General features: G+C 40.1%; 10 protein-coding genes and 1 pseudogene. 3 read left to right on the top strand and 8 right to left on the bottom strand.

The window, feature by feature from the left end; genetic code table 11:
* Positions 1-129: 129 nt before the first annotated feature.
* Positions 130-462: a hypothetical protein gene (locus tag MUN87_RS17825; RefSeq protein WP_244742363.1), complete on the top strand. Its 333-nt coding sequence runs from the start codon at positions 130-132 to the stop codon at positions 460-462.
* Between the two features lie 355 nt (positions 463-817).
* On the opposite strand, the gene MUN87_RS17820 is transcribed toward MUN87_RS17825, so the two are convergent.
* On the bottom strand, positions 818-1,822 hold the full coding sequence (locus MUN87_RS17820) for a D-alanyl-D-alanine carboxypeptidase family protein (protein ID WP_244742360.1): 1,005 nt from the start codon (positions 1,820-1,822) through the stop codon (positions 818-820).
* A gap of 715 nt (positions 1,823-2,537) precedes the next feature.
* Positions 2,538-3,316: pseudogene (gene fabI, locus MUN87_RS17815) on the bottom strand (enoyl-ACP reductase FabI).
* Between the two features lie 144 nt (positions 3,317-3,460).
* On the opposite strand from fabI, the gene MUN87_RS17810 reads away from it, so the two are divergent.
* A complete protein-coding gene (locus tag MUN87_RS17810) occupies positions 3,461-3,685 on the top strand; it encodes a hypothetical protein (RefSeq protein ID WP_244742357.1) in 225 nt (74 codons plus the stop codon).
* Between the two features lie 161 nt (positions 3,686-3,846).
* Entirely contained in the window at positions 3,847-5,172 is a 1,326-nt protein-coding gene (locus MUN87_RS17805; protein ID WP_244748004.1) for an alanine/glycine:cation symporter family protein, read from the top strand.
* A 47-nt stretch (positions 5,173-5,219) separates the two neighbouring features.
* Here the strand turns inward: MUN87_RS17805 and MUN87_RS17800 are convergent, their stop codons facing one another.
* The 6 genes from MUN87_RS17800 to MUN87_RS17775 form a co-directional block, all read right to left on the bottom strand.
* Complete coding sequence (locus MUN87_RS17800) at positions 5,220-6,740, bottom strand: glycoside hydrolase family 43 protein (protein ID WP_244742355.1); 1,521 nt, start codon at positions 6,738-6,740, stop codon at positions 5,220-5,222.
* 232 nt (positions 6,741-6,972) lie between these two features.
* Entirely contained in the window at positions 6,973-8,433 is a 1,461-nt protein-coding gene (locus MUN87_RS17795) for a protein adenylyltransferase SelO (RefSeq protein WP_244742352.1), read from the bottom strand.
* A gap of 681 nt (positions 8,434-9,114) precedes the next feature.
* The gene (locus MUN87_RS17790; protein WP_244742351.1) at positions 9,115-9,258 is read right to left on the bottom strand and encodes a hypothetical protein; all 144 of its coding nucleotides are present in this window, start codon (positions 9,256-9,258) and stop codon (positions 9,115-9,117) included.
* 56 nt (positions 9,259-9,314) lie between these two features.
* Complete coding sequence (locus tag MUN87_RS17785; protein ID WP_244742348.1) at positions 9,315-9,977, bottom strand: TetR/AcrR family transcriptional regulator; 663 nt, start codon at positions 9,975-9,977, stop codon at positions 9,315-9,317.
* A 17-nt stretch (positions 9,978-9,994) separates the two neighbouring features.
* Positions 9,995-11,020 carry an ABC transporter permease gene (locus MUN87_RS17780; RefSeq protein ID WP_244742346.1) on the bottom strand — a complete coding sequence of 342 codons (1,026 nt, stop codon included), beginning with the start codon at positions 11,018-11,020 and terminating at the stop codon, positions 9,995-9,997.
* Positions 11,020-11,739 carry an ABC transporter ATP-binding protein gene (locus MUN87_RS17775; RefSeq protein ID WP_244742343.1) on the bottom strand — a complete coding sequence of 240 codons (720 nt, stop codon included), beginning with the start codon at positions 11,737-11,739 and terminating at the stop codon, positions 11,020-11,022. Before MUN87_RS17775 ends, MUN87_RS17780 begins: the two co-directional genes overlap by 1 nt.
* Positions 11,740-11,760: the final 21 nt, after the last annotated feature.

Here is an 11,760-nt window from a genome sequence, read left to right as displayed (position 1 = left end):
TAATATGCTTACTATATCACTCACTATTATATATTGCAAGGTACTATAATAATTTAGTTAGTTAAATTATTTTTCAGTAACATCTTGCATCTGGGTGAATATCATGGATCGTAAAGGAGAGTGAATGACATGTATCAATCCAATCAGTCGATGGATTCTCAACAGCAAATGAAATCAATGTGCCAACAATATATGAATTTTTATGTGACGGGGCAATTGCAGGACGGTTCATCATTTGAGGGAATCATCGACCAAATCGATGACGTAGCTGTTACGATGTTAATTCCGGAAGAAGTTGAGCTTGAGGAAACAGATAGACAATTTGGCGGATATTATGGTGGTCCTGGCAGAAGAAGATACCGCCGCTATCGCAGACAACGCTTTCCGTTCGGCTTGCTTTCTGGTTTATTGCTGTATCCATTCATCTACCCGCCATATCCATATTATTATCCTTATTACTAGGGAACAAAGGCGCAAGCGCCCGTTTAGAGACGTAGCGAGTGGAGCGAATCAACTGAGATAAAGGAATCACGGTGAGCTTGCGAATCGATGATGACTTATCGTAGGGCGATTTCACGAAGTCGCCTAGTCTCTGGGCGCTGGAGCCGGACGTGGGCGTTTCTGTCAGCGAACATCATATAGCCCAAAATTTATACTTTCTTGTAAGCAAAGTATTATGCTGAACATGAAGGTTATGTTATCTAGCGTTGCGACCATTTATGCCTCAGCGCGAGCTGAAGATCCACTTTGTCTGCGCCTGTGTAGTTGTCTCATTTACGGTAAAGTGAGACTTCAATCAGCGGGGTATTACGGACGGTTAGCGCCGTGGTAAATACTGAGCAAATGCCTGCTGATATAATTTCTCCGTTTCGATGAAGCGAGATTCTATCGATGAAGTCCCCATGACGACAGAGATCAAGCGTACCCCTTGCTGTTCAACGGTACCGGTAAAACAATAACCTGCTTCTTCTGTATAGCCTGTTTTTAATCCATCCACACCCTGGTAATCTGTCACTGGATCGGTTGTCTCCGGTAAAAGCCAATTGGTATTCGTGAAGACTTGATTTTCAAACAGCAATTCAGACTGGTTGACTACTTGTAAAATATCGGGATAAGTTGTAATTAAATATTGTGCCAGCATTGCTACATCTGCTGCAGACATTCTGTTCGTATCATTGGCAGTACCAACAGAAAAATAGGCATCTAAATCTGTGTTGGACAATCCTGTACTGTTAACGAATGAAGTATCTGACAGATCAAGCTGTTCCGCACGTGTGTTCATTTCCTTTACAAAACTCTGTTCACTTCCGGATACCGCTTCTGCTAATGCAATTGCTGCTCCATTGGCAGAATGAATGGCCATGGCATCGAATAACTGCTTAACCGTATACACTTGTCCTTCTTGCAAGTGAACAGATGCAAAACCAGGCTGACCGGAAATATAAGAAGCATACTCACTTATCTTAATAGGTGTATTCCAATTAATCTGTTGCTCATCAATTGCTTCTAATACAAGCAACTCTGTCATCATTTTTGACATACTGGCTGTAGGCAATGACATATGACTGTTTTTCTCAAATATTATGTGTCCTGTTTCTGCATTTAACAGGATTACGGAGCTCGCATCTATCGATAGTTGATCCAGATAAATAAAGCGTTCGAGTACCTTATCCGGCAACATTATTTCTTCTTTCATTGTCTGCTCAGCATGAACGGCCTTATTGATTAATAAGGGCTCTTCTTCTGCAAACAACGATATGCTTGCTAAATAAACGGCTGCTGCTATAGTTACTAAAATGATCAGAATTCGTATTTTTTTCATATTACCTCACCAAATTAAATTATTCGGTTTAAAGTATAGCATATTCTTGATCAGACACCTATGATTATTTAAGTTCATACTTATAATACACTACCTATAATATGGATTATGTCAACTAAGGCTATATGGCAAAACAGTCATTTTGAAATATTTTATCTGCGTTGCAAAGCTCCGGAAATAGGCTCCGCGTCCTGTGGGCACGGCTTCAGCTAACTTGGTAAAGAAAATTCTTTTCTTTACCAAGTGGATCTTCAGCTCGCGCTGATTCCACGGGAGTCTCCGCCTATTTCCTACGCTTTAGGGAAGTGGTACAACTTATGTAACAGCTAAAAGCAGTGGTTCTAGGAATTATGTTATTCAAAAGCTGATATTTATGGTGCATTCAATATGCTAGCAATTCCAAAATTTGTAGAGCCCCATCCTAGCGTAGGCCAACCACGTGGACTCCCGCGGGACAGGCAGGCGCTGAAGATCCACTTTGTAAAGTGATCTTCTTTACAAAGTTAGCTTCAGCCGTGCCCCGCAGGACGCGAAGTGGTTGGACGGAGCGGTATCCCAGCACATGAATCCTTTCAAAATCACCACTAAGCAGCTAGTTGACATAATCCATATTATAGGAACCTATCTTCCTATTCAGCATGATTACTGCTACGACTGTACTTATATACTTTCTTTGCTTATAAAAAAAAGATTAGAGACGTTACGTCTCTAATCTTTAGCCTAAAATATTATATCCTGAATCGACATAGACGATTTCTCCGGTTACACCCTGGATAGGTGGCTTAACATGGCTAATGACATGTCGCCTACTTCTGCTTGGGTCACATTTCGTTTAAGTGGTGATTCTTCTTCGATCTTATGAAGAATTTCATTGAAAGATGGAATTCCTTTTGCTGCTAATGTGCGAACCGCACCTGCTGATACAGCATTGACACGAATATCATCTTCGCCTAAATCAAGTGCCAAATATTTCACCGTGGATTCTAACGCTGCTTTTGCAACACCCATTACATTGTAGCCAGGAACAGCTCGTTCTGCACCTAGGTAACTCATCGCAATAATGGATCCGCCTTCTGTCATGAATGGTTTTGCTTCGCGGGCAACTGCAATTAAGGAATAAGCACTTGTGTCCTGCGCGAATGCATAGCCGTCTCGAGAAGTTTCCATAAAACGACCTTTCAAATCATCTCCATGTGCAAAAGCAATCGAATGCACGATACCATGAATAACACCGACTTCACTGCCGATTTTTTCGAATGCTTCTTTAATGCTGACATCGTCGTTAACATCACATGGCATCTCTAATTTTGACTCTACGTCTGTTTTCTCTAATAGTCTTGTTAATTTGGTTAATGAACGTTCTTTTCGATAGGTAAAAATTAAGTTCGCACCTGCTTGGTAAAGAGATTTGGCAACTCCCCAGGCAAGACTTCTTTCATTTGCTACACCCATGACAACAATGTTTTTGCCTTTTAATTTTAATAAATCTTCCATAACAGCCTCCTGCAAATGTTAACATATGGTATTAGTACCTACTACTAAAGATAACTATAACACAGATTTTATAAAAACAAAATGTCAAATGTATAATTACAAGCCAACTTCCTCAAAATAAGCAAAAAAGGCGGTTGATTGCTCGTGGTAGTTACACTAGTTATTATTGGCATTATCCTGGCCATCATTGCACTTCTATACACAGTCAAAGTTGGTAAAGTCGTCAATGCTCGTAAAAGTGAATATGATACAGATTCAAAGGGAACAGCCAAGCACCCTGTATTGTTTAATCCTATCTTTTTGGCTTATATACTCGGTTTCGGGGGCCTCCTTGTTTTAATTTTTTATTTAGCATCGAAATACTATTAATTGAAATTTTCTAGTTGTTTTTACAAATTTTCTGATATCTATTGACATTCTCTCACAATAATTGGAATAATTTTAGTATTAAGCTTTTTCTATATTATTGGGAGGGATGTCAATTGGATTGGTTATCAAGTTTTAACGAAAGTGGCGCAGACTTCTTAGGCATGATTGGTGGTTGGGTTTGGGGACCACCTTTATTAATTCTATTAGTCGGCACCGGTTTATATTTAACCATACGATTAGTATTTTTACAGTTCAAAATGTTACCTTATGCCTTAAAATTATCGTTTAGTAAAAATCAGGACAGTTCCTCCAAAGGGGATATCAGTCATTATGAAGCGTTAACAACGGCAATGGCAGCAACAATTGGTACCGGGAATATTGCTGGTGTTGCAACAGCTGTAGTAGCAGGTGGACCAGGTGCTGTTCTTTGGATGTGGATTACGGCATTAGTAGGGATGGCGACCAAGTATGCTGAGGCTTTACTAGCGGTACGTTTTCGTATCGAGAATGAACATGGCGAAATGTCTGGTGGACCGATGTATTACCTTGAACGAGGTTTAAAAAATAAGAAATTAGGAAAATTCCTTGGCGTGCTTTTTGCCATTTTCGCTTCTCTTGCAGCATTTGGTATTGGTAATATGGTGCAGTCCAATACAGCTGCTGCTTCGTTAGAGGAAACCTTTTCTATTTCACCATTTTTGACAGGAATAATTTTCACTGTGCTGGCTGGCCTGGTCATTATTGGCGGGATTAAAAGTATTGGACGAGTTACCGCATTCTTCGTACCAGTAATGGGAGCATTTTATATTCTAGGCGGACTAATTCTAATTATTTTGAACATTGATCTAGTTCCGGATGCAATTGGAACGATTGTAACAGATGCATTCACTGGAAATGCAATTGCTGGTGGGTTACTTGGTACAGCGATCCGCTATGGGGTTGCCCGAGGCGTCTTCTCCAATGAGGCTGGTTTAGGTTCTGCACCAATAGCTGCTGCAGCGGCTCGGACAGATTACCCGGCGAGACAGGCTCTCGTTTCGATGACACAGGTATTCTTTGATACCATCATCGTCTGTTCAATTACAGGGATTACAATTGTCATGGCTGGTCAGTGGGACGGTGGTCTTGATGGCTCTGCATTAACCAGTGCAGCATTCTCACAATTTCTTGGAGATGCCGGATCTTATATTGTTACGTTCGGTATATTATTTTTCACCTTTTCTACAATTCTTGGCTGGTCCTATTATGGTGAGAAATCAGTCGATTATTTATTAGGGAAAAAAGGGGTAAAAATATATCGCTATATTTTTATCGCATTCGTATTTGTAGGCGCAGTCGTTTCCCTAGACGTTGTGTTTAATTTCTCCGATGTCATGAATGGTCTAATGGCCTTCCCGAACTTAATCGGATTGCTGGCACTCTCAGGTATCGTCGTTGCCGAAACAAATAAATTCCTCAAAATAAAAAAACAAGAACAAAATTCATAAGTACAGCAAAAACGAAAGCTTTAGATAAGCTTTCGTTTTTGTTTTCCCTAATGCACATGGCTGCCTTTTTCATATTGAAAGAAATCAACATCTATGGAGCCACCTGCTTCTTCTGTCGCATAATAGAATAGCCCAATCCGATAGCCCATAAAGTGGTCTAGTGTATATTTCATTGAAAGCTTCTCTCCAACAGCACGCCAATCAACCCCATTACCTGAGTAATAAAAAGTTGCTAAATCACGACTATCCTCATAATCAAAGACAATCTTCAAGTAAAGATCGCTAACTGGATAGCATAAAGACATCGTTTCTTTTTCTTGCCCACTCCCATCATTGACCGTTGTCTTAATATAAAACTTATCGTCTGTTTCCCGGTAAATTCCCACCGTTCCAAAGGTACTTTGCAGTGCTATGAGTCCGGCATGATCGCCAATCTTCATATTCGATGTATTCAGACGGATAGCTCCACTGCATTTTGGCCCTTCTGTCCGCTGAGTTAACGTATTTTGTGCGTTCAAGACATTATCTGTAAGTTGAGCCGTTTTTAATCGCAGTACACCTTTTTTCTCAGTGACAGACCATAAAGAATTATTTGGGTTGTGATTCCACTGCCAGTTTAATGCTAGTTTATTTTCCTGATAATTAAAGTCATCGCTAATCACTAGTGGCTTTGCTTGGTCATCGGGCAGTGAGACCTGGACTTTCTCTTGGGCTTTGCCGTTCTCTCCGATCATTGGCCAACCATCCTCCCAGTGAACCGGTAGAACATATGGTATTCTGCCTACTGCGTCATGATCTTGAAACAGCATCGAATACCAATCACCATGTGGCGTATCAAAAATTGCTCCTTGCGCAATCCCTTTATTATGATATCCCATATCATCATCCAAAATTATCTTACGCTTATATTCACCCAACAGTTCCTTTGACCGGTAGCAAACCTGTCTTCTTCTTTGATTACCGTCTGTTGGCCATTCAATAAAAAGTAAATAGTATTCTCCATTAATTTTATAGGCATGACAGCCTTCACATCGCAAACCTATATTATTTGTCGGTGTTTTTAATAATAGCTGATCGAAGCCATTCGGCTTGACGCCAGACAAATCATCATTTAATTCCGTAATCCGTACATCTCCACATCCATAGATGACGTATGCGTTGTCATTATCAAACAACAGAGCTGGATCGTGGTAAATACCATTTATAACAGAACGAGACCACGGACCATTTTCAATATCCTTCGATTGATAAATATAAAATTGCTGCATATCATTACTTGAAAAACAAAGATAGTATATATCATTATGAAAACGAAGACTTGTCGCCCACTGACCTTGTCCGTAAATTCCTTTCTCATCTTGCAATCGGTGTGCTGGGTTATCCTCCAATGTATTATAAACGTAGGTTACTGTCTCCCAATCTCGCAAGTTAACCGATTTCATTATTGGACAGCCCGGCATGGAATGCATACTGGTACTCACCATATAGAAAGCGCCACCAACTCTGATTACGTCAACATCGGGGACATCTGACCAAAAAATAGGATTATGTAAAGTAATGGATTGCAATCTAATCTCCCTCTTTTCACTAAATGCTTTTGTTTATTTTTCGTTCACTTAATATTATTTCAGAAACAAATGAATTAATCAATAGGATTTTTAGCGAGCTTTCATAGTACCACTTACATTTCAAGCATCTCATAAATTTTGCAATACAAAAAAAAGCCGGGCACTACTGGAACTGTTATGGTTCACTTCGCAGTGTGTCCGGCTTTTATTCTGAGTAAGCTGTTTTACTCCATCATGTACCACAAAAGGTTTGAAACGGTTGATCTGGTTCTGGTGGTAACTCTGCGTATGGCTCTTGCTCTTTGGAATAAGCATATGGATCGACAAATACCTGTAATAACTCATCGAAAAGTTGAAAGTCACCGTTAGCAGCACTATCTAAAGCATTCTCTACCAGATAATTACGAGGAATAATCGATGGGTTATTTGCTTTCATCAATTGTTGAACTTTATCCTTAGTAGCCTGTTCTGCTTCTAATCTTTCCTGCCATTGCTGATACCATTGCTTAAATGCATTCGATTGAAACAGCTTTTCCCTTTCATCATACGTATCTAAAGTCAATGAACGAAAGGTATTTGTATAATCGGCCTGATGCTGCTCCATTAAATCCAGCAGTCTTGCGATCAAATCTTTATCAGTAGCCTGTGATTCTGATAACCCTAGTTTCTGACGCATACCGCTAAGCCAGTGTTCTTCATATATGTCTATATAGCTGTGCATGACATCCTTAGCCATTTCCAGGGCGGCTTCTTCGTCTTTATCAATGAGAATTAATAATGATTCAGCAAATCGTGCTAAATTCCAGCCAGTGATGTCGGGTTGATTGCCATAAGCATAGCGTCCCTGCACATCAATTGAACTAAAAACTGTACTTCTATCATACTGATCCATAAAGGCGCAAGGACCGTAATCAATGGTCTGCCCGCTAATCGTTACATTATCTGTATTCATCACGCCATGAATAAAACCGACTAGCTGCCATTTTGCAACTAAGGCAGCTTGTTTCTTCACGACTTCTTCTAAGAGTGCAAGGTAACGATTGTCTGCTTCCTTTATTTCTGGATAATGACGGTCTATTGCATAGTCTGCTAATGCCTGCAAGTCTTCTTCGCTGCCCCAATTCCTTGCATATTGGAACGTACCTACGCGCAAATGACTGTCTGCTACTCTTGTTAGAACAGCTCCTGGGAACTCTATTTCTCGTTGTACGTTTTCACCTGTAGTCACCACTGCCAAGCTGCGGTTTGTCGGTATCTTGAGTCCGTGCATCGCCTCACTAATTAAATACTCACGCAACATCGGTGCTAATACTGCACGGCCATCTCCCCCTCGAGAGTAAGGAGTTTTGCCGGAACCTTTTAATTGGATGTCTACACGATCTCCTTCTGGAGTAATCTGTTCTCCCAATAAAACAGCCCTTCCATCGCCAAGCATGGTAAAGTTGGCAAATTGATGTCCGGCATAGGCTTGAGCTATCGGTATACTGCCAGCCGGAACTCTGTTTCCTCCAAATAGATCTGCGGCATTTTTGATTTCTTCTGAATCCAAACCGATCTCTTTCGCTAAAGATTTGTTCAGTTTTACTATTTCAGGTGCCTTTACTGAAGTTGGCTGTACTCTCGCATAGAAGATTCCAGGTAAGCGTTGGTAACTGTTATCGAGCTTCCAGCCTTCATTTTGTTGAACTGTCATAGGATCTCCTTTCAGCAAGCAATCTGTCTTAATCCTTACTCTGAGCATAACATAGATATCACTTTTTATAATCTTTGTTGCTTGCTGGCATTCTATGCACCCTATGAAAGCATAAGGAAAACCGGGCATCCGCCGGACCTGTTTTTACCACATATAATATACAACTAGCTATAAGATGGATTATGTATAGTTTCACATAGCGGTTTTTCCAGTCACCTTTCGCCCCGCGGGAGACTATGCATCTGCTCTGGCAATAGTACAGACTCTTCAAGGAGACAAAACCAGCCGAGAACCACCATCATATGTCTTCTTTCTTTTTTAACGGTACAAATCTTTGGTGAGTGCTTCCTACTTTTGGTTCCTTTCTCATTAAACGATACAAATCTCTGCTGATTGCTCACCACTTTTGGTTCCTTTCTCACTAAACAATACAAATCTCTGTTGACTGTTCCCCACTTTTGGTCCCTTTCTCGCTAAACGATACAAATCTCTGCTGATTGCTCCCTACTTTTGGTTACTTTCTCGCTAAACGATACAAATCTCTGCTGATTGCTCCCTACTTTTGGTTACTTTCTCGCTAAACGATACAAATCTCTGCTGATTGCTCCCTATTTTTGGTCCCTTTCTCGCTAAACGATACAAATCTCTGTTGACTGCTCACCACATTTGGTTCCTTTCTCGCTAAATGATACAAATCTCTGCTGATTGCTCCCTACTTTTGGTTACTTTCTCGCTAAACGATACAAATCTCTGCTGATTGCTCCCTACTTTTGGATCCTTTTTTTCATTTTTCACTAAGTCGTGCTTCTGCATTGCTGCAATCATACACTTCCCCACCTCATAAAAAAGGAACCATTCTCTGCAAATGGCTCCTTTTTTTATCAAGCTAATCCTTTCAGACCGCTCCTGATAAATTGAATCGTATATTCGATTTCCTGGTCATCATCCCAGGCATGATCTGGTGCGATCATAAAACGGGTAATCAGATAGCCTACGACCGAACTGATGGAGAGTCGAAGGATTGTTTCCATGGGAACCTTTTCCTTTTGGTCTTCATTCAGAAAACGTTGGATTGCTTGTGAGAATGCTGGCATCAGTTTATCAGCGAGAATTTCACTAAGATTCTCTTTTATTTCAGAATGATAGAACATCTCCTGCAATACAATTTTCATCAAAGGCACATTCTTCTTTACAAAATAAAAACGATTATAGATTAATTCCCGAAAAAACTCATCGATCTCCTCGTATTCATCTTCAAAAACTTCCTTCACAAATTGATCTGCTAAAAACGGTAATGCCAGCTTAGATATCACCGGGAGGACAATCGAAATTAATAAATCCTTTTTCGTTTTGTAATGACGGAAAATGGTCCCTTCTGCAACCCCTGCACGTTTCGCTATTTCACTCGTTGAAGTGCCCGCAAAACCTTTTTCAGAAAAAACTTCGATAGCTGCTTGCACAATTTTTGCCTGTTTAAGAGTTAGTTTCTCTTCATTCATCTCTAATACATCAACTAAGAGATCTCGATCTTGCGGTTCCAACATTAATCACCTCTCTACCTTTATAACTTACGATGCTTACGTAATGCAACGATATTCAGTATCACAAACACGAATGCAAATCCTACGATAACAGCGATATCGGACCAGATATCCCAAATGTTCCATCCTTTGATCATTATGGCTTTCATCGCATCTGCGCCATACGTTAATGGCATGAATTTACTGACAACCTGCAGCCATTCAGGTAATGTTTCGATTTGAAAAATACCTGAGAAGAAAATCTGCGGAACGATAACAATCGGAATAAATTGCATGATTTGAAACTCATTGTTGGCAAATGCAGACAATAAAGTAGCCAAGCTTAAAGCAGTTATAGCAAGCAGAATCGTAACAATAATCAACTGCCAGAAGTCACCCGCCATCCAAATATCTAATAGATAAACTGCATAGCTGACAATAATAAACGACTGAATAATAGTAAACAGCCCGAAACCGAGTAAATAACCAATCACAATCTCCCATCTTTTCACTGGTGTAGACAATAATTTCTCCAGTGTCCCTTGTGTTCTTTCCCTTAGGAAGGAGATACCACCTATAATAAAAACAAAGAAAAAGATGAAAAATCCGATTAACACAGAACCAACCTGATCAAATAGATTTAACTCATCAGAACCATAAAAATAATCGACACTCATTTGTCTGTTATTATCTGGATCCAGGCTTTGCAATGCATCCTGCAACGTTTTTAATGTCGTGGAGTTCGCAGTAGGGTCACTGCCTTCCAATAATATGGCTAATTGGCCATCCTCCATCGAGACGAATGCATCATACTCACCATCTTTAAAAGCTTCTTCAGTTTCTTCTTTCGTTAGATGATCGATCTCTTTATCAAATGCTTCATCTAACGCTTCTTCCATTTGTTCTGGCAATTCTTGTGTCACAATGCTCGGTTGATAATCTTCACTGTCGAGTACAAGCCAGATGAGAGTAAGCACTAATATCGGTGCTAAAAGAAGTAATGCTAAAGAACGTTTGTCACGAATAAACTGCTGAAAAATTCGTTTGGCAATTGCTATTACGTTCATTATGCTTCACCCCCATATGCTAAAAACGCCTCTTCTATTGTGGATACATTTTGTGCTGATTTTATTTCTTCGGGTGTATCACACGCAATAACAGAACTGTTCCGCAACAAAGCCAAGCGATCACATTTTTCTGCTTCATCCATGACATGAGTTGTGACAATAATCGTGACACCTTGTTCTTTCAGTTTGTAGAACTCCTCCCAGATCGTCTGACGCAGTAATGGATCAATTCCTACCGTCGGCTCATCCAAAATCAGCAATTTTGGTGTATGCATTAATGCTGCTGCTAGTGAAAGTCTTCGCTTCATACCACCTGAGAAATGGCGAACTTCTTTATCTAAATGCTTAGTTAAATTGACTATCTCTGCCACATGCGAAATGGCTTTTTTTCGCTTTTTCTTTCTCATACCATATAACGTGGCAAAGAAATCAAGATTTTCTCTGGCAGAAAGTTCATGATATAAGGCATCGGCTTGAGCCATATAACCAATGGAACGCAATAATTTCAATGATGGAACTTGCTTATTTTGGACAAATACTTTACCGTTATCCGCTTCCAAAATACCTGCGATAATTTTAACCAGTGTTGTTTTCCCTGCTCCGGAAGGGCCTAACAATCCGAATATTTCCCCTTCTTGTACCGACATATCAATATTTTGGAGTACTTTCTCTTTACCAAAGGAAAGCGAAACATCATTCATCGTTACAAATTGTTGCATGAATACGACCTCCTTATTTAT

It is taken from the genome of Gracilibacillus salinarum (assembly GCF_022919575.1).
Lineage (GTDB): Bacteria > Bacillota > Bacilli > Bacillales > Amphibacillaceae > Gracilibacillus > Gracilibacillus salinarum.
This window is presented reverse-complemented; position numbering and strand designations above follow the sequence as displayed.

Bases quoted from the DNA above. Each gene is read 5' to 3' on its own strand.
- MUN87_RS17825 (WP_244742363.1), top strand. From the start codon at position 130: ATGTATCAATCCAATCAGTCGATGGATTCTCAACAGCAAATGAAATCA.
- MUN87_RS17820 (WP_244742360.1), bottom strand. From the start codon at position 1,822: ATGAAAAAAATACGAATTCTGATCATTTTAGTAACTATAGCAGCAGCC.
- MUN87_RS17805 (WP_244748004.1), top strand. From the start codon at position 3,847: ATGATTGGTGGTTGGGTTTGGGGACCACCTTTATTAATTCTATTAGTC.
- MUN87_RS17795 (WP_244742352.1), bottom strand. From the start codon at position 8,433: ATGACAGTTCAACAAAATGAAGGCTGGAAGCTCGATAACAGTTACCAA.
- MUN87_RS17790 (WP_244742351.1), bottom strand. From the start codon at position 9,258: ATGATTGCAGCAATGCAGAAGCACGACTTAGTGAAAAATGAAAAAAAG.
- MUN87_RS17785 (WP_244742348.1), bottom strand. From the start codon at position 9,977: ATGTTGGAACCGCAAGATCGAGATCTCTTAGTTGATGTATTAGAGATG.
- MUN87_RS17780 (WP_244742346.1), bottom strand. From the start codon at position 11,020: ATGAACGTAATAGCAATTGCCAAACGAATTTTTCAGCAGTTTATTCGT.
- MUN87_RS17775 (WP_244742343.1), bottom strand. From the start codon at position 11,739: ATGCAACAATTTGTAACGATGAATGATGTTTCGCTTTCCTTTGGTAAA.